Source organism: Alkalicoccus urumqiensis, assembly GCF_002993335.1.
Lineage (GTDB): Bacteria > Bacillota > Bacilli > Bacillales > Salisediminibacteriaceae > Alkalicoccus > Alkalicoccus urumqiensis.
Map to the genome: position 1 here is coordinate 205,309 of NZ_PVNS01000003.1, position 23,614 is coordinate 228,922.

Genomic DNA, 23,614 nt, shown 5'->3' on the forward strand with positions numbered 1-23,614 from the left:
GAGGACAAACATCATGAAAGTCGTTCGACTCGAAGATATTCTTAACACAGACCAGCATATTAAAGCAGAGACGTGGGAAAGCCGCCGCCTGCTCCTGAAAAAGGACGGCATGGGCTATTCTGTCCACGATACGATCATCAAAGCAGGAACCGAAACACACATCTGGTACAAGCACCACCTCGAAGCCGTGTACTGCATCGAAGGAGAAGGCGAAGTAGAAACGGTTGCTGACGGCAAAGTATGGCCGATCAAAGCGAACGAAATCTACGCGCTCGATAAAAACGACGAGCATTACCTGCGCGCCTACGAAGGCAGCGACATGCGCATGGTATGTGTATTCAAGCCGGCGATTACCGGTCAGGAAACACACAACGAAGAAGGCGTCTATGAACTCGTGGACGACGACGAATAAAAAGTATGAAGAAGTCCCCGGTTCCGCGTGCTGCGGAGCCGGGGATTTTTTTGTAGTGTAAGAATGTATAAAATTCAAAGCCTCTTTCGAGCAGCTATGCCAAGGGCTGCGGCATTTCAGTGTTCTGTTCCATGTACCGTTTGTTTCTGTTGGTAGAGCTTCTCCGCTTTTCGGCAGAAGCTTGCCGTGGGCTTGTCTTCAGCTATTTCTCATGGCCTGCGCCCTGAGAAAGGATCTTCAGACTGCGCTTGATCCCACCGGCGTCCCTGCCGAACGCTCCGAAGCGTATTAGAATTAGGAAGAAGAACAGATGATCCGTAGCAGGGTCGATGTCTATAAGGCAAAACCGTTTCTTTTTTGCCTGCCGAAACCGGAGGCCGTCGACTCCGGGAGGATCCGAACGAGGCGAAAATCCATTCCTTCTGACGAGAGGAAGAAGGAATTAGTTGAGCCCGTTCCCTCCGGAACGCGTACGGCTGCAGGTGCAGGCAGGAAGCGGGAACCTATTCAACAAACCTCCCTTTTTTTTAAGACCAGGCGGGTTCTGCCTGGTTTATTTTAGTGTCCGTTTCTGCGCGTACACAGCCCGCCTCCGGCTGGTCCGGAGAGATCATTTTTTGTTCCGCTCCGGGCCGGAACCTGGTCCGATTTCGGGGAAAGATGGTCCGGTAGGGCGCAGATGGTCCGGTTGAAGCCGATTTTGTTCCGATTGGCGGCCGCGGTGGTCCGCAGCCGTCTCATTCCGTTCCGCCGGCGCCCTTTCCTGGTCCGCTTTTTTCAGCGCTCTCCCGGCTGTCTGCCTTCTGCTGCTTGATGGACTCGAGCATGGCAATCATCCGGTCCACTTCCGCCCCGGACAGCTCTTCCATCCGCTCGAGCTGGTCGCGGAGGTAGCGGTATTCCGAGGACGGTTTCTCCTCCCGGTCTTCTTTAATAAAGAACGAGGCGATGGAACCGGTGATCATACCGATCGTTCCGATACCGACGATCATCAGCACGACGGCGATCATGCGGCTGGGGCCGGTGGCAGGGGAAATGTCCCCGTAACCGACTGTCGTTGTTGTCACGATCGACCACCATACGGCATCGGCGTAGGAAGTGATATCGGGCTCGATGTAATAGATAGGAATCGAGCCGGCGAGGATCATGATAATTGTAATACTGATGACCGTATCCAGGTTGTTCGTCCGCAGCACACGAAAAAACGTGCCGCCGTACTTCCGGCCGATACTGAGGAGACGGAGCACGCGGATGAGGCGGGCAATCCGCGCCAGCTGAAACACGGCATCGAACGGAATGACCGCAATTACATCAAACGGATTATTCTTTATGTAAGCCCACTTTTTCGGAGCAATCACAAACCGCGTGCCGATATCGATAACGAAAAGCATCCAGACGATCCAGTCAATCGAACGGAAAAAAGAGTGGTCGGACCAGATTGTCAGTACACTGACGACAGCCAGTACGACGAGCGTCATTTCATACGTTAACAGAAGCTTCTGCTTCACGGCATTCCCTCCTGCCGGGGATAGTCTTCCTTCAGTATAGCAGGGGAGTGCGCCGGGTGGAACAAAGGAAAGCGGACGCTCTCAAAAGAAAGCGTCCGCTGCTGTTCCTTACGTTTTTTCGACGATGTACGCGCGCTTCGTGCGGTAGTATTTTTCGCCGTTGTCTGAAGAGTGCTCAAAAAATCCGTTATACGAACCGGTGACGCGGTATTCGCGGTCCGGATCAGTAAACAGCTGCTCCTCGTTGGAAGAGAGAAGGACGACATCCGTTGTCGAAACGAAGCTGTCGAGCTCTTTTGCTGTGTAGTTTTTGCCGGTTTCCAGCTGATTCAGCCGATATTGTGTCATGCGGGCATCGCTCCTTTTGGTGTAATAGTCATCCGTTTCCCACTCCGGGATTCTTCCAAACGTCCGGGTCGTCATTTTCTGGAAAGCGTAGTAAGATGGAGAGAGATTGTTGTGGAGAGGGAGGATGCAGAATGCTTTGGAACCGTCCGGAGGACTTAGAGGAACTGCTGTGTGAACTTGTCGGCTGGGAGAGCCGTACGTTTTCCCAGGGGGAGCGCGATTTTCCTGTGAAGCTGCAGGAGAAACTGAAACTGCTGCCGTATTTTAGAGAAAACCGGGGAAACATCCGGCTGTGGGATGCCGATAAAGGCCGGCGCTCTCTGACGGCACTGTACCGTCATCCGGATCCGGACGTGACGGAAACCGTCGTGCTTCTGAGCCATTTTGACACCGTGCAGACCGAGGAATACGGCAGGCTGGAGCCGTTTGCATTCGATCCGCCGTCGTTGACGCATAAGCTGGAAGAGGAAAATGAATCGCTGCCGCATGCAGCTCGGGAAGACCTTTTGTCCGGCCAGTATTATTTCGGCCGCGGCACGATGGACATGAAGATGGGACTGGCGCTCCATATGCATCTCGTGGAAAAAGCGATCGAGGAAGCGTGGCGGCTGAACCTGCTTCTCGTCACGGTGCCGGATGAAGAAGTGGACTCCGCCGGTATGCGTACCGCCGTACCGGGGCTTGTGGAATGGAAAGAAGCCCACAACCTTTCCTATTCGCTGTTTCTAAACAGCGAGCCTTCCTTCACCCAGCACCCGGGGGATGAAACGCACTACATTTACACCGGCTCGATGGGAAAAATTATGCCGGCCGCTCTGTTCGTCGGGAAAGAATCACACGTCGGCGAGCCGCTGAGCGGGATTACCGCGACATACATCTCGTCCTATGTTACGCAGGAAATGGAATGGAACCCGGCGTTCCGCGAACAGGATATGGGGGAGGAGACGCCGCTTCCGGTGTCGCTCCAGTCGAGAGATCTGAAGCTGGAATATTCCACACAGACCCCGTACCGCGCGGCTTCGCTCTACAATGTTTTCACATTGAAGCAGGATGCCGCTCAGGTGATGGATACGTTCGAAGGTGTCGTTCAGTCAGCGGTGCAGCGCTGCAACGAAGACTACGAAGCGGTCTGCCGCCGGGAAGAGGTGGATGGTGTCGGCCGGGTGCGCGTCCTCCGCTGCGGAGAGCTGCAGGCGTACGTACAGGAGAAAGCAGACCCGGACGTTCTGGAGGAAGCAGAACGCCGGGTGCTCGAGAACGAAGACTGGGATGACCGGGAAAAGTCGATCCGCCTGGCAGGCGAGTGGATGCTTCTCTGCCCGGAGCTCGCACCGGCAGCGATTCTGTTTTTCGCGCCGCCGTATTACCCGTCCGTTCAGTCTGCTGATGACGAGCGGATTCAGGAAGCCGTGGAGGCGGTAAAGAACGTCGGCGTGGACCGCTCGTTTGACGTCCGTCCGATTCATTATTTTAACGGGATCTGCGATTTGAGCTACGTCAACTACGACAAGCCGGAGCGGGAGCTGGAAGCGTACCGGGACAATACGCCGCTCTGGAACAGAGGGTATGATATTCCCTTTGAAGCGATGCGCGGCCTGAAAGCACCGGTCTTAAATGTCGGTCCGTTCGGAAAAGACCCGCACCAGCGTACTGAACGTCTTCATAAACAGAACGCATTCGTCCACACGCCGCAGATGCTGCATCAGCTCTTAAACGTCTGGCAGAAGCAGCCGCAGCGCTGATGAACGAACGGAATCGAAAACGCTCTGGAGCCGGCCGACGGCACCAGGGCGTTTTTTAATTTCTGTCATCAATCTTCCTGTGTTTGTCTTTCGTTTGCACAAGATGCACATCTATTGCACACCTTTTGACCTGAATCATGATTCAAACTTGAATAAATTAAATGAAAACGCTTGCACCAATAGGGGCGTCGTTTTAAGGTGAGTGTGTGTAAGCGATTACAAAAAGGAGGAGTTGGATGAAGAAACGGTATATCGGTCTGCTGGCGCTGAGTGGAGTCATGCTTCCGGCGGCGGGCGTGTCGGCAATGGAGAACGGGACGATGATGCAGTATTATGAGTGGCATCTGGAAAACGACGGGGAGCATTGGAACCGTATGAACGAGCAGGCGGATGATCTGGCAGATGCGGGGATTACCGCGCTGTGGATTCCGCCGGCGTATAAGGGAAGCAGTCAGGGGGATGTCGGCTACGGGGCATATGACCTTTACGACCTCGGCGAGTTTGATCAGAAAGGAACGGTGAGGACGAAGTACGGAACGAAGCAGGAGCTGGAGAATGCCGTGGCCTCACTGCAGTCGGAAGGGCTTCAGGTTTACGGTGATATCGTTATGAATCACAAAATGGGCGCTGATTTTACAGAAGCGGTGGAGGCAGTGCAGGTGAATCCGGACAACCGCCTGCAGGATATTTCCGGAGCATACACGATTGATGCGTGGACCGGATTTACGTTTGACGGCCGGAACAATGCGTATTCGGATTTTGACTGGCACTGGTATCACTTTAACGGAGTGGATTGGGATGCCCGGTATAATGAAAGTCACATTTTCCGGCTGGCGCATACCGGGTGGAATAACGAAGTGGACGGGGAGAAAGGGAACTACGACTACCTTCTCGGGGCGAACATCGATTTCAGCCATCCGGACGTCCAGGAGGAATTGAAGGACTGGGGAAGCTGGTATACTGATGAATTGAATCTGGACGGCTACCGGATTGATGCGGCGAAGCATATTCCATTCTGGTATGCAGATGACTGGGTCGGCCACCAGCGGGCAGAAGCTGGGGCGGATCAGTTCGTTGTCAGTGAATACTGGAAGGATGACCTCGGCGCGCTCGAATATTACTTATCGGAAATGAACTGGGATGTATCGGTGTTTGACGTGCCGCTGAACTATAATTTCTACGAGGCGTCGCAGACGGGCGGAAGCTACGATATGCGGAATCTGCTGGAAGGCTCTCTTGTCGAGGCGCATCCGAATCATGCGGTGACGTTCGTCGACAATCATGATACGCAGCCGGGAGAGTCACTGGAGTCCTGGGTGGACGACTGGTTCAAGCCGCTTGCCTATGCGGTGACATTGACGAGAGAAGGCGGGTACCCGAGTGTGTTTTACGGCGATTATTACGGCATTCCAAACGACAATATCTCCGCGAAGAAACCGGTGCTCGACCAGCTGCTCGAGGCGCGCACAAATTACGCGTACGGCACACAGCATGATTATTTTGACCACTGGGATGTTGTCGGCTGGACGAGGGAAGGAAGCAGTGAGCAGACCGGCTCGGGACTTGCCACGCTGATGTCCAATGGACCGGGCGGTTCGAAGTGGATGTACGCCGGGACGCAGCATGCCGGGGAGACGTGGACCGATCTGCTTGGCAATCACGATGCGCAGGTGACGATTAACAGCGACGGCTGGGGGGAATTTCATACAGACGGGGGTTCGGTGTCCGTGTACGTACAGCAGTAGGCGGCGCAACATTCTTTTACAGGAATTTCACGTTCCTTTACTTTTCTGAAACACGCCTTTAACGTTGTTCTGTTAGTATACAAAGTGAGCAGGGCAGAAAGCAGCATACCCCTTCTTCATGAAGATTACTCCCCCTTTAAGAATCTTCATATTATGCAGTGTGTCCGTCCTCACCTGTGGGCGGGGACACTGTTTTTTTAGCAGCAGGACCCGGAAACTTCGAGAGTTTTCGGTGTTTTCTCACAAAATAACACAGCCCTTCTACTTGCTGAACCGATGGGAAAACGGCGATAATAGAGATATGTTAGGATCTCGTTTTAAGGGGGGTGCTTGCCATCGAATGGCGGGAGGAAACCCTGATTCCAACCCACATTGAAGTGCTGTGGAATGTGTTTCAGGATGACAATATAGCTGACCTGATGCCCAGAGTGGAAACGCATGAATTAATCGAAGGCCGTCCGGATTCGGAAGGTGCAAGACACCGTCAGATCATGAAAAACGGCCGCCGCACCTCGTCGCACGTGGTGGAGACAATCCGCTATGTCGATGAGCCGTCGTTTAAAGAAAAAGAAATTTCTTTTCAGCTGCATGATGCCTACCAGATCCGTCTCCGCTTCACGTTGAAGAAACTAAATGAGAACGAAACCCACCTCGTCTATGAGGGAGAGCATCGTGCCGTCAATTTTGTTGCGAAAGTCAAACATAAACTGAATGCACGGCAGACTGAACATCATATGGTCCGCCGTTTTGTCCAGCGTATCCGGGAAGAAGCCGGTGCGTAGATCATGGAAGCTCCGTCTGCAGTACGTGCAGGCGGGGCTTTTTTGGCTCTAAAATATATGTTGGGGTACTCATTGGGTCGCATCTTTAAGATAACAAAGGGAAGGAACGGTGCATTTTTTATGCGCTGAGAACCACTGTCACGAAAGAGAACACCACTACATTCATTATAGAGCCAGAAAACAGGCGGATAAAGTTCCGCCTGTTTTCTCTTATAAAATCAGCACTATTTTTTTACTTTATCCTTAGCAAGATGATTTTACTCAACGTCTGCGGAATTTATAATAACAAAATCATCTGGTGTACATATTGACACACCATCTTCTAGACATGCACTAGTAATATTAGTTTTTAATTCGTCACCCATATTAATACTTTCAAAATTCAAAGAATCGCCCTGCTTATTCAATATCTCTATATTTTCATTTATTTGGATAAACATTTGATCTTCATACCCGTACGCCGTTTTTGATATATTAATTAGAACTCTTTCTTTTTCTTCGTTCAATTCTGCCACAGTACCAGCAGTGTTATAGTCTTCCTTATAATTAACAGAAGCTATTTTCAGATTGTTATCCCAACCTACATTTGCCCCCAAAGCTTCACTTACAAAGCGAACAGGAAAAAGCACATTCTCCAAATTCGTAGAGTCTCCTGTATTTTCGGTTGAATTTAACCATATTGGTTTTACCTTCGGATTTTTTAAGTCACCATTTATTTTTACTTGATTCGTCGTCTGATCAAATGATATAATAGTATTTTCTTTTTCTATCGTAGCTATTTTTTCACTATCATTCCATTCCATGTCCGCATTTAATGCGTTAGCAATCATGGAGGATGGCGCTAACGTTCTATCCTGATAAATAGATATAGAGGGAGACTTTTTTATCTCATTCACCACTAAAGTAGCCGAGCTTTTATCAATTTCACTTCCAGCAATTGCTTGTCCGCTAATAAATATACTTAAAAAGAAAACGCTAAATAAAACACAAATAACCTTCTTCATTTTATTCACCTTCCTTTGTTACTTTATTGTGATATCTATTATAATAACATACTTGAATCATGTATTAAATTTCACTTCCAACTTTTCCATATTTCATTAATCATTATCTGAAACAAACCAAAAAAGCCTAATTTCAATTGGTTAGAAGATGAAACCGACAGTCACAGACAGAACCTATCCTAAAAACGATCTGAGTGCTTCAATTTGCGTTTTTAACTTCTTTTGAGTAGATATTATTCGGTTTCTCCGCTATGCCCGTACGTCTCCGTCCACGGCTCACGTGTCTGCCGGAGCCTGGTGTGAAGATGGTGCGTGTTTTCGTGGGTGCAGAAATGTCCGTTTCGGAGAAATACAGCGGAGATCAAGGATCGCAACGGCGGTGTCCAAGATCGCCACACCGAAGAAAAAGATCGCCATCTCTGAAGAGGACACCGCCACACGAGAGGCAGACCGCCACGTGGGAGCCGAAGACCGCCACACTGAAAACAGAGATCGCAACGATAGGCAGAAACACCGCCACGTGCTGGGCGCAGACCGCAATGGAACTGCTGAAAACTGGACAGTACAAACGCGGTGGAGAACCAAAACTGGTGGAGCTGGAAATGGATGAGGCGAAGCGGAGCGATCAGAAACTGGTGCGCAAAGAAGTGAATGAGGACCGGGCGGATCGGACCTCGTACCGGGAGCTGTAGAAGCCGCCAGCCGGCTTCTTTTTCACGATGATCCGAATGGAGCCGGTTCTGGTCCGAAAAATAGCAGTCGCACTCCGCAGTTTTCCGGGTGCCCCACACCTGAATCTCCTCGTCTCAGGTGCTGCGGGCCGAAATCGGTTTGACAGCAGATGGGCCGCCGGTTCAGCGGCCGGTAATCTACTCGTCTGAATGAGACCGGCACAACAGCGCTGAACTCCACTGCTTAGGCGTTTACAGAAACAGAAACATAGAAAGCGGGCACCCCTATGTTAAGGAGTGCCCGCTTTCATCTTACGTTATTTCTGTTATGCCAGCGGCCGTACGTCCGGCTTTCTGTCCGTCGTCCGCTGATGGACGGTTTTGAAATGGGCGAGGGCGCCGATCAGTCCGGCGTCGTTACGGAAGCGGCACAGTTCCAGTGGAATATCGAGAAACTCATTCACATAGGAAACGTGGCGGCTGATTTCTGCCAGAAAGGAAGGCCGGCTGGTAATGCCGCCGCCGAGAAGAATTTTCTCCGGGTTCAGAATTGCCGCCAGGTTGAAAATACCGAGCGCGAGCGTTTCGTAAAACTGGTGGATGATCTGCTCTGCCTGGGCGTCACCTTCATCATACGCCTGAAAGACCATTTCGCCGGTGACGTCTTCCAGCTTCAGATGCTTGACAGCAGCGTAGCGCCGGCGGATTGTCCGGATCGACGCAACATCGCTTAAGCTTCCCTGAAGCGGCGTATCGTGATTCAGGCCGCGCGTGAGCATAAAGCCGAACTCCCCGCCGCGGAACGCCGCTCCCCGGTACAGGGCGCCGTTTAACACCATCGCGCCGCCGATGCCGGTGCCGATTGTCATGCATGTAAAATCGTTGACGCCGGAAGCACTGCCGAGCCAGTATTCGGCAAGCGCCGCGCAGTTAACGTCGTTTTCCAATGTCACCGGCAGCTGGAATTCCTTCTCCAGCGTGCCGCACAAATCGAAGTCGTCGAATTCGGTGACGGCGCCGCCGCGTTCAATGTAACCGCCTGGCTGATGAATAAAGCCGGGGGCGGAGACGGCAACGCCTTCGATTCGGTGCTTTTCCCGGGCGATGGTTTCCCGGATTCCGGAAAGAATGACGCTGCCGGTCCCGTCCGCAGAGGAAAAGGACCCTTTTTCCACTAGTACCCCGCTGTCATCCAGAATGCCCCATTTGACGTGCGTTCCGCCGATATCAAACGCGAGGTAGAGGGCGCTCATCGCGACATTCCTCCTTTGGTATGAAGCAGGGCGCCATGCGTGGAAATGACTTCCTGATACCAGTAAAAGCTCTTTTTCTTTAATCGGGCCAGTTCTTTTTCATCTTCCTCGTCGCGGTCGATGTAGACAAAACCGTAGCGCTTCTGGTATCCGTTCAGCCAGCTGAGGAGATCCGTGAAAGACCACGTACAGTAGCCGATGACGTCCACGCCATCCGTGATCGCCTGCTGGATCTGCTGCAGGTGCGATTCCAGATAGGCGATCCGGTAATCATCCTGAATCGTGCCGTCCTCTTCCAGCTTGTCGAATTCACCGAGGCCGTTTTCCGAAATGAGAATCGGCAGATTGTAGCGGTTTTTAATACGGCGCATACCAATGCGCAGGCCGACCGGGTCGATTTCCCAGTCCCAGTTCGTCGCTTCAAGGTACGGATTGTCCGTCGTTTTGTAGCGCCCCGGTACACCGGAGTGGGACGTGGTGCCTTTTTTCCCGGATGTATTTAGTTTTCCTTCCGAAATACCATCGAGCGGGTTCGTTTCCACCGTCGTCGTCTGGTAATAGTTGATGCCCATGAAATCTGGTTTGGCAGACGCGAGAATCTCCATGTCGCCATCCTGAATCTCCGGCGCCATTCCCTTCTGTTCGAGGTCACGGAATGTGACTTCCGGGTAGCGGCCCCAGGCATAGATATCCATGTACCAGTGATTGTTGGCTTCTTCCGCGTTTTCCGCGGCGAGCACCGTTTCCGGATGGCTGTCGAGCGGATAGACCGGACCGAGTGCGAAGCTTGGACCGATCTGCCCGTCCGGAACGATGTAACGGAACGAGCGGATCGCTTCCGCGTTGGCAAGAAACGCGATGTGATTCGCCTGGTGCATCCGCTTTGCATCTTTGACGCCCGGTGGATGCAGGCCGGCATTATAGCCGAGACCGATGAACACGTTCTGCTCATTCAGCGTCACCCAGTACTTCACGCGGTCGCCGTAGCGCTTGAAGAGCGTTTCGGAAAACAGCTTGAAATCCGCGATAATCTCTCTGGATTCCCAGCCGCCGTATGCATCCATCAGCGCCTGCGGGAGATCCCAGTGGTAAATCGTCAGAACCGGTGTAATGTTATGTGCAAGGAGTTCGTCAATTAAGTCATCATAAAACTGAAGCCCGGCTTCGTTCGGCTCGCCGCGGCCTTCAGGGAAAATACGTGTCCAGGCGACAGAAAAACGGTAGGCTTTTAATCCCATTTCTGCCATGAGAGCCACATCTTCTTTGTAGCGGTTATAGTGGTCGACGGCAACATCGCCGTTCGTGTTTTTAAATGTTGTACCCGGCTGCTTTGTGTATACATCCCAAACCGACGGGCCTTTCCCATCTGTTTTCCAGGCGCCTTCAATCTGGTAGGCTGCAGACGCAGAACCAAAGAGAAAATCGGCCGGAAATGGTTTCAGTTGATCGTGGAACATGTCTATCCTCTCCTATCTCCAAAAAGTCGATAGAACGAAAGCGGTTTCGAATACAAAGTATAATGGACAAAGGAAAAAATGTCAAAATAAAAATGTAGACTTTGGGCGGAATTCGTGACAGAAGCGCGCTGTTACAGGGGAGGAAAGGCATAGTAATTGCGTATCTCCTGTGATAAAGTAAATATACGGAAATGTAAAACGGTTTCGTTTTCGTATTTCATCCAGGAGGCATGCTTTATGAGTATGACGATCAAAGAGATTGCAAAACTTGCCGGCGTTTCTCAGGCGACGGTGTCTAAAATAATTAATAACTACGATGATGTCGGAGCGAAAACGAAAGAGCGCGTACTCGCTATTATGAAGGAACACGGCTACCGCCCTTCCTACGCGGCCCAGTCGCTGGCGAAAAAAGTGACGCGCGTCATCGGAGTCATTTATGCAGGCAAAATCAATGCGAACTTCAACCATCCATTCTTCGTGGAAGTAGTCAGTGCCTTTAAAAAAGCAATGGGGCTCGAAGGGTACGACCTGCTGTTTTTCTCCAACGAGCAGTTCCACCAGGAGGATGAAGACTACCTCGCCCGCTGCCAGCATTACCGCGTGGACGGCTGTATCGTCATCGGCGGGGAGGAAGTCGAGCCGTCGGTGTATGATGTCGATAAAAGCGATATTCCATGTATCGGCGTCGACATCCGGCTGTCAGGTCCGAAATCGGCGTACATTATGACAGACAACCTGCAGATCGGCACACTTGCAGCCGAACAGTTTTATATGAACGGCAGCCGCAGACTCGGGTTTATCGGCGGTGGATCTGCCTCCCATATTTCCAATGAACGGCTCGAAGGCTTTCAGCAGACGGCCCGTTCCTACCGGCTGGAAATGAGGAAGGAATGGACAGTACAGGGAGACTTCTTTGAAGAAAGCGGCTTTGAAGCGATGAAGGAGCTTCTGCAGAACGACGAGCTGCCGAACGCCGTTTTCGCCGTCTCCGATTTAATGGCGATTGGAGCGATGCGCGCGGTGAAGGAGTCGGAGCGGGTGCGGATCGAGGAGATGGCAGTAATCGGCTGTGATGATATTATCGCCGCCCGCCACGTCGAGCCGCCGCTTACAACGGTGCGCCAGGATAAAGAGAAAATCGGGCGGATGGCAGCCTATATGCTGAACGATATGATCCACGGCCGTATTGAAGGAACCGGCGTGAAGCTGGATCCGGAGCTGATCGTCCGTAGTTCGTGCGGCTCGAAGCGGAGGTACGTGACATGAACCGGGTGGTGGAAACAGCGGAAGCGCTGTTTTTTCTCGTCAAAGTGAATCTTTTGTGGATCGCGGGCACGCTTCTCGGCCTCGCCGCAGCCGGGGCTGGGCCTGCTGCGGCTGCGGCGCACTGTCTCGTCCGGAGCAGGCTGGAAGGGGAGGAGCGCCTGTCGTCGGACTGGCGTTTTTTCTGGCAGTCGTACCGCCGCTTCTTCCTTAAAGGGGCACTTTCCTCGTTGTTGTTTACCGCGGCAGGCATCCTGCTCTATATGAACGGATGGATTTTGTTCCGCTGGGATCACGCGGCGGCACCGGTTCTTCTCGGCCTGCTGTTGTTTTTAACGGTCCTTTACGTCTGCCTTCTTCTATACACGATGCCGATCTTTGCTCTGTACGGACGCTCTCTGCGTGAAAGCATGATTACCGCGCTGATGTACGGCTTTTACGTTCCCGCACAGACGTTTTCACTTCTCGCAGCAGTTGTCGTTCTGTTCGCTGCCGGGCAGTGGACCGGAGCGGTGCACCTCTTTTTTACGGCCGGTGCACTCATCTGGCTGACGAATTTAATCCTTCTGCACCGCGCTCCGCCGACAGGCCTGTTGAAATTGTTAAAAAAATAAAAAAGAAAGCGTTGACATTTTTCTGAAGGCGTCATACAATGACGTTACGAAACCGATTTATATTTTAGATCGCGTCACTTTCAGCAAAAGATGGCTTCTTTTTTACGGATTTTACGAAAGCGGTTTCGTTCAAATCCGCTGAAAAGGCCCGTCTGAAACGATGAATCGGCTTAGTTAATTCTCACAAGGGGGAACACACACATGAAAAAGTACAGTTTGATTTCCGGAATGCTCGTTTTGACTACGGTACTGGCAGCCTGCGGAGGAAGCGACGAAGAAAATGCAGAGGCACAGACAAATGGGAACGGGGCAGAAGGTAACAACAATGCAGCAGAAGGAAACGACGTGGGTGAAGAGGATGTAACGAGCCTTGGTTCAGATGAAGCGGAAGTGGAGCTGTCTTTCTGGCTGTTCGGGGCAACGGGATACCCGGAGCTGGCAGAAGAATACATTGAAGAAAATCCGGAAGTAAGCATCAGCTTCCAGGAGATTGACATGGAAGACCACCATAACAACCTGTTTACAGCACTGTCGGCAGGAAGCGGCGCGCCGGACATGGCAGCGATCGAAGTATCGGAAATTGACTCCTACAAGCAGGCGGAGGACCGCTTCGTGAACATGTACGACCTCGGAGCTGAAGAAATCGAAGGCGATTATCTCGACTGGGTATGGCAGATCGGACAGAACGTGGAAGGCGATTTCCAGTTTGGTATCCCAACAGATATCGGCCCGACCGTCATGTACTACCGCACGGACGTATTTGAAGAAGCGGGACTCGATTCAGATCCGGAAGCAGTGGAAGACATGATTCAGACGTGGGAAGACTACGAGGAAGTTGCTGCAACGATTCTTGAAGAAACAGGCAAGCCGATGGCAGATAACCCGGAGACGGTTTTCAACGCGAAGCGGGACCAGGCGGATCAGGCCTACTTCAACGAGGAGAACGAATTGATTCTGGATTCTACGCCATATGTAAAAGAAGCGTATGACGATACAGCAGAAATGATTCAGAACGATTACGTAGCGAACCTCGGCATGTGGACACCGGAGTGGGGCGGTGCCATGGCGGAAGGTGATTATGCAACCCTTCTTGCTCCTGCGTGGATGCAGGGCGTTATTAAAGGAAACGCACCGGATGCAACAGAATGGCGCGTCGCTTCCATGCCGGAGGGCGGCGGAAACTGGGGCGGCTCCTGGATCACGATTCCTGAGCAGTCCGAGCATGCTGAAGAAGCGTACGAATTCCTGACATGGCTTCTCGCTCCGGAACAGCAGCTGAAAGCATTCGAGAACATGGGTCTGTTCCCATCGACACCGGAAGTGTATGACATGCCTGAATTTGCAGATGCTACAGATGAGTACTTCGGCGGTCAGAATACAGCGGAAATTTTCGCAGAATCTGCCCTGCAGGTCGAGCACGTCCACAAGGGACCACAGTACGGTGATGTGAACGCGGAGATCCTGACTGGACTGGAAAACGTGTATGACGGCATCGATCCGGAAGAAGAGTGGGAAGACATTCTGAACCGGGTGGAGCAGCGTATCTCCAGATAATAACGGATTCCGGACAGCGCGGGGGAGTTCACCCTCTCCCGGCCGCCGGAATACATATTGAGAAGTGAGGAGGGACGAGGCGATGTCGAGTCCAAAAGGAGCGGTCAGCGAAAACGGACCGCTGGAACAGAAAAAGCAGGGGGTAAAAGAACGTAAAATATCGCAGCGCATCCGCAACATGGTGTCCGGCTATTTGTTTATTTCCCCGTTCTATCTATTGTTTGCTGTATTTGGTATCTTTCCGATTTTATTCAGCTTCTATCTGGCCTTCTTCCGCTGGGATGGGCTGACGGAAATGGAGTTTGTGGGACTGAACAACTTCAACATCATTTTTAACGATCCATTGTTCTGGAAGTCCCTGTACAACACAATCGTCATCGGACTAATGGGAACCGCGCCTCAGCTGATTGCAGCATTGATTCTTGCTTTCGCGCTGAACTCGGTGCTCGTGAAATACAAAGGGCTTTTCCGCCTGGCAGTGTTTCTGCCGTACGTCACATCCATTGTTGCGGTCGCGATTGTCTTCAGCGTCATTTTCAGCAACCAGGAGTCGGGGCTTGTGAACTCTTTCCTCGGCCTGTTCGGAATTGATCCGATTACATGGACACGCTCGGAGTGGGGAGCGAAGTTTGCCATTTCAGCAATGATTTTCTGGCGCTGGCTCGGGTACAACACGATTATTTACCTGGCCGGGATGCAGAGTATTCCAAACGATTTGTATGAAGCGGCGAAAATCGACGGGGCATCTCTCCGTCAGCAGCTCTGGTATGTCACGATTCCGATGCTGAAGCCGTTTATTATCTTCACCGTTTTCACCGGTACGATCGGTGCACTCCAGGTATTCGCAGAGCCGCACATCTTCCAGGGACGAGCAGGAAGAGAAGAAGGAATCACGGTCGTGCTTTACCTGTACCGTGACGCCTTTGTAAGTAACTTCTTCGGAACAGCTTCCGCGACAGCGATTGTCTTGTTCTTTATTATCATCATTTTCTCTGTCATCAATATGTATTTCGCAAATCGTATTGGACAGTCAAAGAAAGTGGGGACAGGAAAATGAGTGAAAAACGTAAAACATTAATGGCGAAAATTTCCCTGTATACGCTCTTAACTGTTGTGGCGCTCGCCTCGCTGTTTCCGTTCTACTGGATGTTTGTGATGGCGACGAATCCGAACAACATGATCAACCAGACACCGCCGGTCATGGTGCCGGGCTCCGAGCTTGTGGCGAACTTTCAAAACGTGCTCGACAGCATTCCATTTTTCCAGGCGATGCTGAACTCCCTGATCGTTGCAACGACGATCACGGGCGGCGTGCTTATTCTGACGTCCCTTGCCGGCTTCGCGTTTGCCAAGCTTCATTTTCCCGGAAGAACGGTCCTGTTCATTTTCATTCTGGGAACGATGATGATTCCGCCGCAGCTCGGACTGATTCCGACGTACTTTATCATTACCGAGCTCGGCTGGCTCAGTGATCTTCGGGCCGTTATCGTCCCGGGTCTCATGAACGCCTTCGGTATTTTCTGGATGCGGCAGTACATCTCCAGCTCCGTGCCGGATGAAATTATCGAAGCAGCACGAATGGACGGCTGCTCCAACTTCCGGATTTACTGGAACATTGTCGTGCCGGTGATCCTGCCGGCGTTTGCAACCCTCGGCATCATCGTCTTTATGGCGATCTGGGGAGATTACCTCTGGCCGCTCGTCGTACTGCAGGACCAGTCGATGCAGACGATTCAGGTCGCGCTCCGTGCACTCATGGACGACCGCGTCCGCGACTACGGCATGATTCTGTCCGGAACATTCTGGGCCACCGTGCCGCTCGTCGTTGTCTTCCTTCTGTTCAACCGTCTGTTCATCAAGAGTATTACCGACGGCGCAGTGAAGAGCTGATCGATCCATTTATTAAGAAAACGACGCCCCGTACCGGGTTTTCGGTGCGGGGCGTTTATATGCCGTTCAGCGGAAAAGCGTCCGCTTTCTGCTCAGAGGAAGCGGGAATCTGCATTCGAAAAAAAAGCTGCGCGGAAGGCCGCGCAGCCATTGGTACAGCGTTATCAGGAAAGACGGTTACAGCTGGAGCTCCCGGCGCTCTTCGTCGCTGAAGACGCGCGAGCGGGTGAAGAACCGCTTTCCTTCGGGACCTTCCAGAGAAAACATGCCGCCCCGCCCGTCCACGACATCGATGATCAGCTGCGTATGCTTCCAGTACTCATACTGATCCTTCGACATGTAGAACGGCGTGCCGCCGATTTCTCCGAGAAGCACGTCGGATTCGCCGGTGCGGAAGTCCTCCCGCGGATAGCACATTGGAGAGCTGCCGTCACAGCAGCCTCCGGACTGATGAAACATGAGATCGCCGTGCCGTTTCTGCAGCTTTTCAATGAGTTCCAGAGCGGCAGGGGTTGCGGTGACACGGTCTGCCATTGGAAAAACTCCTTTCTTTCAGCGTGGATACCGTGCAGGTTTTAGAAAAAGCCTTTCGGTTCTTCGCTGTAGCTGACGAGCATGTTTTTCGTCTGCTGATAGTGGCTCAGCATCATCAGATGATTTTCGCGGCCGATACCGGACTTCTTGTAGCCGCCGAACGCTGCGTGCGCCGGGTAGTCGTGGTAGCAGTTCGTCCAGACGCGGCCTGCCTGAATGGCGCGCCCGAAGCGGTAGGCGGTGTTAATGTTGCGGGACCAGACGCCGGCGCCGAGGCCGTACAGCGTATCATTGGCAATGTGGAGCGCTTCTTTCTGGTCTTTAAACGATGCGACCGAAACGACCGGCCCGAAAATTTCCTCCTGAAACACACGCATGCTGTTCTGCCCTTCAAAAATCGTCGGCTGGACGTAGTATCCGCCTTTCAGATGACCGTCCAGCTGCTTCTGTTCGCCGCCGGCAAGCACTTTGGCACCTTCCTGTTTTCCGATATCCAGGTAGGAGACGATTTTGTCGAGCTGTTCCTTGGATGCCTGCGCACCCATCATCGTATCGGTATCGAGCGGATCGCCGACGACGATGCTGTTGACCCTCTCCACCGCCCGCTGCATGAAGTCATCGTAGATCGACTCCTGAATCAGCGCACGGGATGGGCACGTACAGACTTCCCCCTGGTTCAGTGCAAACATGGAGAACCCTTCCAGTGCTTTATCCAGGAAACTGTCGTCCTGCTGCATGACGTCCTCAAAGAAGAGGTTCGGCGATTTTCCGCCGAGTTCCAGTGTCACCGGAATGATGTTTTCCGACGCATACTGCATGATCAGGCGGCCGGTCGTCGTTTCTCCGGTAAACGCCACTTTGTTTGTCTTGGAGCTCTGTGCGAGCGGCTTTCCTGCTTCCACGCCGAAACCGCTGACGATATTTAACACGCCCGGCGGCAGCAGGTCTTCAATAAGTTCCAGCCAGACGAAAATGGAACTTGGTGTCTGCTCTGCCGGCTTTAAAACGACGCAGTTCCCGGCAGCGAGAGCAGGTGCCAGTTTCCACGTTGCCATAAGAAGCGGGAAGTTCCACGGGATAATCTGACCGACGACGCCGATCGGCTCGTGGAAATGATAAGCCACGGTATCGTTGTCAATCTGGCTGATGCCGCCTTCCTGAGCGCGGATTGCTCCGGCAAAGTAGCGGTAGTGGTCGATGGCGAGCGGAATGTCTGCTGCAAGCGTCTCGCGTACGGCTTTGCCGTTTTCCCACGTTTCCGCAACGGCGAGCATTTCCAGATTCGCTTCCATCCGGTCGGCAATTTTATTCAGGATATTTGCCCGTTCCGCAGGCGATGTCGATCCCCATTCCGCTTTTGCTTTATGAGCGGCATCCAGGGCGTTTTCCACATCTTCTTTCGTCGAGCGGGCAAGTTCTGTAAACACTTCACCGGTGACCGACGTGGTGTTCTCAAAATACTCTCCGTTTACCGGGGGCACATATTCCCCGCCGATATAGTTGTCATAGCGTTTCTTAAACTGAACGAGACTGTCCGGCGTATTCGGTACGGCATACTTCATAGAACCATCACTCTCCCAATAGAAATAGTGAACCTCTGGATGCTTATAGGTGTAAGCGTTTTCATCATAGCATAAATGGCTGAATTTTCAAATAGTATTGTTTGCCTGGAATTCGAAGCGGGAATAGAAAAGAACTAGAATGAATGGAGGAGGAATGGTTATGGACCGGCCTGGGGGACCGTGGAAGCCGGTGGATCAGACATTTCCGGCATTATCCCATACATTGGATACCGAAGTCTGTATTGTCGGCGGAGGATTTATCGGCATTGTCACCGCCTATCTGCTTGCCAGGCGCGGCTACCGCCCGGTCGTTGTCGAAGCAGGGAGAATCGGCTGCGGCGCCGTGCGTATGAGTACGGGGACCGCATTATCTCAGCATCGTCTCCGCAGTGCGCACTTATGGAAGCGGCACGGGGAATCTGTGGCACGGGCGTATTATGATGTCCATGAAGATGCTTTGTCCTGGCTGGAGCGGACGTGCAGAAGGCTCGATGCGCGCTGCGACTTAAAGCGGACGCCCTCCTGGCTTCTCGCAGAAAACGTCGATCACGTACAGCAGCTTGAGGAGGAGGCGGAAGCGTATTTTAAGCTCGGGATGGACGGCCGTATGGCAGATAAGCCGCCGGTGCCGTTTACCGGACTGCCTGCGCTGAAAATGAACGATCAGATACAGCTCGATCCTGTCCGGTTCTGCAGCAAACTCGTCCGCTGGCTGTCCCTTGAAAATATCCAGCTCTATGAACAGACGAGAGCTGTGGATATCGTCCGCGGAAAACATCCGTCCGTCGTTCTGGAAAACGGAAAAATGATACGTGCCCGCCACATCGTCTGCGCCACACACTATCCGCTGCAGCATTTATCGTCGCGGCTGCAGCTCGAACGCGCTGCCGCCGGGGTGTTTACGATGCCGGAAACAATGGAGGAAGGGATTTTTACAACCCTGTCCGACCCGTCCTGGGCGTTTCGTTCGCTTTCCGACGGAAAACTTCTCGTCAGCGGAGGAGCCGAGCGCGTCAGCAGAAAAACGGATCCCCATGTACTTCGGGATGAACTCCGCAGATGGGTGAAGGAACATTTTCCGGAAGCAGCGGAAGAGAAAATATGGACACTGCAGCAGGTGCGGACATCCGACCGGATGCCGCTCGCCGGACCGGTGGAAGCAGGAAAGAAGGATCTATACACAGCGACCGGCTTCGGACCGTGGGGACTGAGCGGCGGCGTGGCCGGCGCCCAGATGATCGCCGACCATATCAGCGGCATGCGCAACAGGTGGTCCTATTTGTTCACCCCGGCCCGCTTTGAAGCAAAACAGGAGCTTCCGAATGTCGTCCGGCACGCTGCCTCCTATGTAAAGGGGCGCATCCAGCGCCGGGAATGCCAGAGTCTGGAGGATCTTCAGCCCGGCGAAGGCGCCCTCGTCCGTCAGGAAGGGATCCGCACAGGCGCGTACCGCGGCGAAAACGGCGATCTGTACATGGTCAACCCGGAATGCACCCACGCCGGATGTGAAGTGCAGTGGAACCGCGTGAATACGACGTGGGACTGTCCGTGCCACGGCTCCTGCTTTGATGTGGAGGGAAATGTGCTGGAAGGTCCGGCGGTAAAACCGCTCGAAAGGTTTTACACGATGGAAAAACGGAAATAGACTGGAAGAACCTATAGAGGAGGCGATGATTCATGCCACTGCTTGAAATTAGTGTCGTGCCTGTCGGAACAGGCGATGAAAGCTTTTCTGAAGATGTAAAGCGCGCTGTGGAAGTAATAGAACAGAACGGACTGAATTACCGTGTCACGCCGACATCGACCATTATCGAAGGCGATATCGACAAGCTGTTTGATGTCGCGCAGGTCATTCACTTAAACGAAATCAAAAACAACGCCAAGCGCGTCGTTACGACAATCAAAATTGACGACCGCACCGACAAGCCGCTCGATCTGGACGGCCAGGAACGAAAAGTAGAATAGCAGGATGGGAAACACCGGAGTCTCTGAGGCTCCGGTGTTTTTTCATGCTTGATGAAAACGGAGAAGTGGACAGCTGTGCTGCTCGGATACAGAAGAATGCTTAGAGGGGAGGGTTTGTAAGCATGGTACTGGAAACAGAGATGTTCCTGGCAGCGGGGGCTGGCTGCCGGTGGATGGAGAAGTGGGACTATGCCGGTCCGTTGTGGGAATAGTGAGTGGTGAAGCAGGACTATTCGCTGCGGAAGTAGGACTTTTCAGCCCTTGTGGGAATGGATCCCTTCGTTATGGGACTGGACGGGGCAGTTGCAGGAATAGAAGCGGCCGTTATGAGACTTCGCCCCTCCGTTGTGAGACTTCTTCTCCACGTGACCGGCTGCGCTGCACACGAAAACTGCCGGATCACAGAACATCCCCTGTCAGCCTCCAAAATTGAAAATATGTTCATCAACACCTGCCTCTTGTCTGGACAAATGACAGCGTTTTAGACAAATAAATCCAGAAAAAAAGGAAAAAACACCTTGAATTGATTCTCATTATCAATTAGAATCATGTCTGTACCGGTTTAGTGAGAACGGTTTTCATTCTCAACGAAAATCGGAAGTTGTTTTTCGATAGCAGGAGGCGTTTGGAATGAATATCTTATTCTGGCTCCTGCTTCTGCTGTTGTCTGCTGCAGGAAGTTTGTTTGTCGGAGTCAGTTCCCTCGGCCCGCTGGATCTTCTGTATGGGACAGCGGAGCAGAAGCAGGTGTTCTGGCTGAGCCGGGTACCCCGGCTCCTGAGTATTTTAATGGCTGGTGCAGGACTTGCCGTGGCCGGGCTCGTCATGCAGCAGCTGACACAGAACAAATTTGTGTCCCCGACGACTGCCGGCACCATGGATGCAGCAAGACTCGGCATGCTCGTCTCGATTCTCTTTCTCGCCGGTGCGCCGATTATCGTCCGGGCCGGTGTATCCGCCGCGTTTGCACTGGCGGGGACATTAGTCTTTATGTTTCTGCTCGAACGGATCCGGGAGAAGGATCCGATCTTCATCCCGCTCGTCGGGCTTATGTTTGGGAGCATTATCGGTTCTGTTACGACATTTTTCGCCTACCGGTACGATGTGATCCAGAACATGACGGCATGGATGCAGGGCAACTTTGCTGCTGTCATGTCCGGAAACTATGAGCTTCTCTGGGCGGTGATTCCGCTCACTGCTGCCGTTTACGTGTATGCCGACCGGCTGACGCTTGCCGGGATGGGGGAGTCGTTTTCCAAAAACGTCGGTTTGTCCTACCGTACGGTCGTCAATACCGGCCTTGTACTTACGGCGCTTCTGACGGCACTTATTATGCTGACCGTGGGCATGATTCCATTTCTCGGTCTGATTGTTCCGAACCTCGTGACGATTTTCCGGGGGGATCATCTGCGGCGGAATCTGCCGTACACCGCCCTTGCCGGCGCCGGATTTGTTCTGTTCTGCGACGTGCTCGGGCGCATACTTATCTATCCATACGAAATTCCGATCGGCATGACCGTCGGTGTGATCGGAAGCGGCGTGTTCCTGTATCTGCTGTGGAGGGGGAACCGCTATGGCTTCTAAAACGAAAATACTGCTTCTTGTCATCACGGTTCTTGCACTCAGTGCGCTGTTTTTAACAATCGACTCACGCGGTAACTGGGAATATGTGCTGCCGCGCCGGGGGGAGATGCTGATGGCCTTTCTTCTGACCGGATCAGCCGTCTCGTACTCCACCGTTGTATTTCAGACGATTACCGGCAACCGGATTCTCACGCCGAATATTATCGGTCTCGATTCGCTGTACATGCTCATGCAGACCGGCATCGTCTTTCTGTTTGGTTCACTCAGCTTTGCAATGACGAATGCCCACGTCAACTTTCTGCTCGGCGCAGCTGCGATGATCGGCTTTTCCTTTCTGTTCTATCAGCTTTTATTCCGCGGCGGGAGCGGCCGGCAGCAGCTGTATTTTCTGCTGCTGACCGGACTCGTACTCGGGACATTTTTCTCGAGCCTGACGACGTTTATGCAGGTGCTGATTGACCCGAACGAATTCCAGACAGTGCAGAACCGCATGTTCGCAAGCTTTCAGCGTGTGCAGTCGGATCTGCTTCTCCTCTCGGGCGTCGTTTTCGCCGGATGTGCTGTGTATGGATGGCGGTGGCGCTCCTACCTGGACGTGCTGCTTCTCGGCCGGGATCACGCCGTCAACCTCGGCGTTTCCTACGAAACGATCGTCCGCCGCATTCTGATTCTCGTGGCCATTCTCATCTCTACGGCGACCGCGCTCGTCGGACCGATCCTGTTTCTCGGACTGCTCACGGCAAACCTGACGTACGAAATGATGCGCACCTACGAGCACAAATGGATTCTGCCCGCATCCTGCCTCGTCGGCACCGCAGCCCTGCTGCTCGGCCAGCTCATCGTCGAACACGTCTTTACATTCGAAACGACACTCAGCGTCATACTCAACTTCACCGGAGGCATCTACTTCCTCTGGCTGCTGATGAAGGAGCGAAAAACATGATACACACCGAAGCCCTGACGAAAACCTACCACGGAACATCCGTCGTTGAAGACGTCACCGTCGACATCCTCCCGGGGAAAATGACGACCTTTATTGGACCGAACGGCGCCGGTAAAAGCACCCTGCTGTCTATGGTCAGCCGGCTGCTTTCCCATGACGGGGGAACGGTTTCGCTGGATGGCACGCCACTTTCCCACCTGCACGACAAAGAGCTTGCCAAACGACTCGCGGTGCTGAAGCAGTCCAACGACATGCGGGTGCGGCTGACGGTCCGCGATCTTGTCGGATTCGGACGGTTCCCGTATTCCCGCGGCCGCTTAAAGCCGGAGGATGAGCGCGTGATCGATGAATCGCTCCGCTATGTGGAACTGGAGGAGATGCAGCACCGCTATATCGATCAGCTGAGCGGCGGACAGCGGCAGCGTGCGTTTATTGCGATGATCCTGGCGCAGGATACCGAATACATTCTGCTCGATGAGCCGCTCAACAACCTCGACATGCGCCATTCCGTCCAGATCATGAAGGTCCTCCGCGGGCTCGTCGATGACCTTGGAAAAACCGTGGTGCTCGTCGTCCACGATATCAACTTTGCCTCGTGCTACTCGGATTACCTCGTCGCCTTAAAAAACGGGAAGGTACTCCGCGAAGGCAGAACGTGGGATGTGATTCATCCCGACTACTTAAAAGAAATTTACGACATGCCGTTTCAAGTGCAGGAAATGAACAACCAGAAAATATGCGTGTATTTCTCTTAATTTGAAGCGCTGTCTGCGCTGAAAAACG

At 52.8% G+C, this 23,614-nt stretch carries 22 protein-coding genes; 15 read left to right on the plus strand and 7 right to left on the minus strand.

Translation table 11 applies throughout. From position 1 onward, the window contains the following. The first annotated feature begins 13 nt into the window (after window positions 1–13). Window positions 14–412 (plus strand): ectoine synthase, encoded by a 399-nt coding sequence (locus C6I21_RS04335; protein WP_105958217.1) that lies wholly within the window; start codon window positions 14–16, stop codon window positions 410–412. 737 nt (window positions 413–1,149) lie between these two features. Here the strand turns inward: C6I21_RS04335 and C6I21_RS04350 are convergent. Both C6I21_RS04350 and C6I21_RS04355 read right to left on the minus strand, forming a co-directional pair. Beyond that, window positions 1,150–1,920: a potassium channel family protein gene (locus tag C6I21_RS04350; RefSeq protein WP_245411536.1), complete on the minus strand. Its 771-nt coding sequence runs from the start codon at window positions 1,918–1,920 to the stop codon at window positions 1,150–1,152. Window positions 1,921–2,028: 108 nt separating this feature from the next. After that, window positions 2,029–2,268: a hypothetical protein gene (locus tag C6I21_RS04355; RefSeq protein ID WP_105958220.1), complete on the minus strand. Its 240-nt coding sequence runs from the start codon at window positions 2,266–2,268 to the stop codon at window positions 2,029–2,031. A gap of 131 nt (window positions 2,269–2,399) precedes the next feature. Here C6I21_RS04355 and C6I21_RS04360 point away from each other — a divergent pair, with 131 nt between their 5' ends. The 3 genes from C6I21_RS04360 to C6I21_RS04370 all read left to right on the plus strand — a co-directional run bounded on the left by C6I21_RS04360 (window position 2,400) and on the right by C6I21_RS04370 (window position 6,537). Further along, window positions 2,400–4,010: a M20/M25/M40 family metallo-hydrolase gene (locus C6I21_RS04360; RefSeq protein ID WP_105958221.1), complete on the plus strand. Its 1,611-nt coding sequence runs from the start codon at window positions 2,400–2,402 to the stop codon at window positions 4,008–4,010. A 236-nt stretch (window positions 4,011–4,246) separates the two neighbouring features. Then, a complete protein-coding gene (locus tag C6I21_RS04365) occupies window positions 4,247–5,755 on the plus strand; it encodes an alpha-amylase (protein ID WP_105958222.1) in 1,509 nt (502 codons plus the stop codon). A 326-nt stretch (window positions 5,756–6,081) separates the two neighbouring features. Continuing rightward, window positions 6,082–6,537 (plus strand): hypothetical protein, encoded by a 456-nt coding sequence (locus C6I21_RS04370; RefSeq protein ID WP_105958223.1) that lies wholly within the window; start codon window positions 6,082–6,084, stop codon window positions 6,535–6,537. 257 nt (window positions 6,538–6,794) lie between these two features. On the opposite strand, the gene C6I21_RS04375 is transcribed toward C6I21_RS04370, so the two are convergent. Continuing rightward, window positions 6,795–7,541 carry a stalk domain-containing protein gene (locus C6I21_RS04375; protein WP_105958224.1) on the minus strand — a complete coding sequence of 249 codons (747 nt, stop codon included), beginning with the start codon at window positions 7,539–7,541 and terminating at the stop codon, window positions 6,795–6,797. Between the two features lie 539 nt (window positions 7,542–8,080). On the opposite strand from C6I21_RS04375, the gene C6I21_RS16355 reads away from it, so the two are divergent. After that, window positions 8,081–8,233, plus strand: coding sequence for a hypothetical protein (locus C6I21_RS16355; RefSeq protein ID WP_181186086.1), 153 nt, complete (start codon window positions 8,081–8,083; stop codon window positions 8,231–8,233). Window positions 8,234–8,538: 305 nt separating this feature from the next. Here the strand turns inward: C6I21_RS16355 and C6I21_RS04380 are convergent, their stop codons facing one another. Both C6I21_RS04380 and C6I21_RS04385 read right to left on the minus strand, forming a co-directional pair. Next, complete coding sequence (locus tag C6I21_RS04380) at window positions 8,539–9,465, minus strand: ROK family protein (RefSeq protein WP_105958225.1); 927 nt, start codon at window positions 9,463–9,465, stop codon at window positions 8,539–8,541. Further along, complete coding sequence (locus C6I21_RS04385; protein ID WP_105958226.1) at window positions 9,462–10,922, minus strand: glycoside hydrolase family 1 protein; 1,461 nt, start codon at window positions 10,920–10,922, stop codon at window positions 9,462–9,464. The genes C6I21_RS04380 and C6I21_RS04385 overlap by 4 nt, the downstream gene beginning before the upstream one ends. A gap of 237 nt (window positions 10,923–11,159) precedes the next feature. Between C6I21_RS04385 and C6I21_RS04390 the strand changes: the two genes are divergently transcribed. The 5 genes from C6I21_RS04390 (at window position 11,160) to C6I21_RS04410 (ending at window position 16,243) form a co-directional block, all read left to right on the plus strand. Continuing rightward, window positions 11,160–12,188: a LacI family DNA-binding transcriptional regulator gene (locus tag C6I21_RS04390; protein WP_105958227.1), complete on the plus strand. Its 1,029-nt coding sequence runs from the start codon at window positions 11,160–11,162 to the stop codon at window positions 12,186–12,188. Beyond that, complete coding sequence (locus tag C6I21_RS04395) at window positions 12,185–12,799, plus strand: DUF624 domain-containing protein (RefSeq protein ID WP_105958228.1); 615 nt, start codon at window positions 12,185–12,187, stop codon at window positions 12,797–12,799. Before C6I21_RS04390 ends, C6I21_RS04395 begins: the two co-directional genes overlap by 4 nt. 201 nt (window positions 12,800–13,000) lie before the next feature. Beyond that, window positions 13,001–14,353 carry an ABC transporter substrate-binding protein gene (locus C6I21_RS04400; protein ID WP_105958229.1) on the plus strand — a complete coding sequence of 451 codons (1,353 nt, stop codon included), beginning with the start codon at window positions 13,001–13,003 and terminating at the stop codon, window positions 14,351–14,353. Window positions 14,354–14,435: 82 nt separating this feature from the next. Further along, complete coding sequence (locus C6I21_RS04405) at window positions 14,436–15,410, plus strand: carbohydrate ABC transporter permease (RefSeq protein WP_105958230.1); 975 nt, start codon at window positions 14,436–14,438, stop codon at window positions 15,408–15,410. Further along, window positions 15,407–16,243: a carbohydrate ABC transporter permease gene (locus tag C6I21_RS04410; RefSeq protein WP_105958231.1), complete on the plus strand. Its 837-nt coding sequence runs from the start codon at window positions 15,407–15,409 to the stop codon at window positions 16,241–16,243. The genes C6I21_RS04405 and C6I21_RS04410 overlap by 4 nt, the downstream gene beginning before the upstream one ends. Before the next feature lie 177 nt (window positions 16,244–16,420). Here the strand turns inward: C6I21_RS04410 and C6I21_RS04415 are convergent, their stop codons facing one another. Both C6I21_RS04415 and adh read right to left on the minus strand, forming a co-directional pair. Next, a complete protein-coding gene (locus C6I21_RS04415) occupies window positions 16,421–16,777 on the minus strand; it encodes a DUF779 domain-containing protein (RefSeq protein WP_105958232.1) in 357 nt (118 codons plus the stop codon). Between the two features lie 41 nt (window positions 16,778–16,818). Further along, window positions 16,819–18,339 carry an aldehyde dehydrogenase gene (gene adh, locus C6I21_RS04420; protein WP_105958233.1) on the minus strand — a complete coding sequence of 507 codons (1,521 nt, stop codon included), beginning with the start codon at window positions 18,337–18,339 and terminating at the stop codon, window positions 16,819–16,821. 160 nt (window positions 18,340–18,499) lie between these two features. On the opposite strand from adh, the gene C6I21_RS04425 reads away from it, so the two are divergent. The 5 genes from C6I21_RS04425 (at window position 18,500) to C6I21_RS04445 (ending at window position 23,586) form a co-directional block, all read left to right on the plus strand. Beyond that, window positions 18,500–19,984: an FAD-dependent oxidoreductase gene (locus C6I21_RS04425; RefSeq protein WP_181186087.1), complete on the plus strand. Its 1,485-nt coding sequence runs from the start codon at window positions 18,500–18,502 to the stop codon at window positions 19,982–19,984. Window positions 19,985–20,016: 32 nt separating this feature from the next. Beyond that, window positions 20,017–20,304 carry an MTH1187 family thiamine-binding protein gene (locus tag C6I21_RS04430; protein WP_105958235.1) on the plus strand — a complete coding sequence of 96 codons (288 nt, stop codon included), beginning with the start codon at window positions 20,017–20,019 and terminating at the stop codon, window positions 20,302–20,304. Between the two features lie 630 nt (window positions 20,305–20,934). Next, window positions 20,935–21,888 (plus strand): ABC transporter permease, encoded by a 954-nt coding sequence (locus C6I21_RS04435; protein ID WP_105958236.1) that lies wholly within the window; start codon window positions 20,935–20,937, stop codon window positions 21,886–21,888. Beyond that, entirely contained in the window at window positions 21,878–22,831 is a 954-nt protein-coding gene (locus C6I21_RS04440) for an iron chelate uptake ABC transporter family permease subunit (RefSeq protein WP_105958237.1), read from the plus strand. Before C6I21_RS04435 ends, C6I21_RS04440 begins: the two co-directional genes overlap by 11 nt. Then, the gene (locus C6I21_RS04445; protein WP_105958238.1) at window positions 22,828–23,586 is read left to right on the plus strand and encodes an iron ABC transporter ATP-binding protein; all 759 of its coding nucleotides are present in this window, start codon (window positions 22,828–22,830) and stop codon (window positions 23,584–23,586) included. The genes C6I21_RS04440 and C6I21_RS04445 overlap by 4 nt, the downstream gene beginning before the upstream one ends. Window positions 23,587–23,614: the final 28 nt, after the last annotated feature.

What these genes read in the sequence shown, in the direction of transcription:
- C6I21_RS04335 (WP_105958217.1), top strand. Translation starts at nt 14, where the DNA reads ATGAAAGTCGTTCGACTCGAAGATATTCTTAACACAGACCAGCATATT.
- C6I21_RS04355 (WP_105958220.1), bottom strand. Translation starts at nt 2,268, where the DNA reads ATGACACAATATCGGCTGAATCAGCTGGAAACCGGCAAAAACTACACA.
- C6I21_RS04360 (WP_105958221.1), top strand. Translation starts at nt 2,400, where the DNA reads ATGCTTTGGAACCGTCCGGAGGACTTAGAGGAACTGCTGTGTGAACTT.
- C6I21_RS04365 (WP_105958222.1), top strand. Translation starts at nt 4,247, where the DNA reads ATGAAGAAACGGTATATCGGTCTGCTGGCGCTGAGTGGAGTCATGCTT.
- C6I21_RS04375 (WP_105958224.1), bottom strand. Translation starts at nt 7,541, where the DNA reads ATGAAGAAGGTTATTTGTGTTTTATTTAGCGTTTTCTTTTTAAGTATA.
- C6I21_RS16355 (WP_181186086.1), top strand. Translation starts at nt 8,081, where the DNA reads ATGGAACTGCTGAAAACTGGACAGTACAAACGCGGTGGAGAACCAAAA.
- C6I21_RS04380 (WP_105958225.1), bottom strand. Translation starts at nt 9,465, where the DNA reads ATGAGCGCCCTCTACCTCGCGTTTGATATCGGCGGAACGCACGTCAAA.
- C6I21_RS04385 (WP_105958226.1), bottom strand. Translation starts at nt 10,922, where the DNA reads ATGTTCCACGATCAACTGAAACCATTTCCGGCCGATTTTCTCTTTGGT.
- C6I21_RS04390 (WP_105958227.1), top strand. Translation starts at nt 11,160, where the DNA reads ATGAGTATGACGATCAAAGAGATTGCAAAACTTGCCGGCGTTTCTCAG.
- C6I21_RS04395 (WP_105958228.1), top strand. Translation starts at nt 12,185, where the DNA reads ATGAACCGGGTGGTGGAAACAGCGGAAGCGCTGTTTTTTCTCGTCAAA.
- C6I21_RS04400 (WP_105958229.1), top strand. Translation starts at nt 13,001, where the DNA reads ATGAAAAAGTACAGTTTGATTTCCGGAATGCTCGTTTTGACTACGGTA.
- C6I21_RS04405 (WP_105958230.1), top strand. Translation starts at nt 14,436, where the DNA reads ATGTCGAGTCCAAAAGGAGCGGTCAGCGAAAACGGACCGCTGGAACAG.
- C6I21_RS04410 (WP_105958231.1), top strand. Translation starts at nt 15,407, where the DNA reads ATGAGTGAAAAACGTAAAACATTAATGGCGAAAATTTCCCTGTATACG.
- C6I21_RS04415 (WP_105958232.1), bottom strand. Translation starts at nt 16,777, where the DNA reads ATGGCAGACCGTGTCACCGCAACCCCTGCCGCTCTGGAACTCATTGAA.
- adh (WP_105958233.1), bottom strand. Translation starts at nt 18,339, where the DNA reads ATGAAGTATGCCGTACCGAATACGCCGGACAGTCTCGTTCAGTTTAAG.
- C6I21_RS04425 (WP_181186087.1), top strand. Translation starts at nt 18,500, where the DNA reads ATGGACCGGCCTGGGGGACCGTGGAAGCCGGTGGATCAGACATTTCCG.
- C6I21_RS04430 (WP_105958235.1), top strand. Translation starts at nt 20,017, where the DNA reads ATGCCACTGCTTGAAATTAGTGTCGTGCCTGTCGGAACAGGCGATGAA.
- C6I21_RS04435 (WP_105958236.1), top strand. Translation starts at nt 20,935, where the DNA reads ATGAATATCTTATTCTGGCTCCTGCTTCTGCTGTTGTCTGCTGCAGGA.
- C6I21_RS04440 (WP_105958237.1), top strand. Translation starts at nt 21,878, where the DNA reads ATGGCTTCTAAAACGAAAATACTGCTTCTTGTCATCACGGTTCTTGCA.
- C6I21_RS04445 (WP_105958238.1), top strand. Translation starts at nt 22,828, where the DNA reads ATGATACACACCGAAGCCCTGACGAAAACCTACCACGGAACATCCGTC.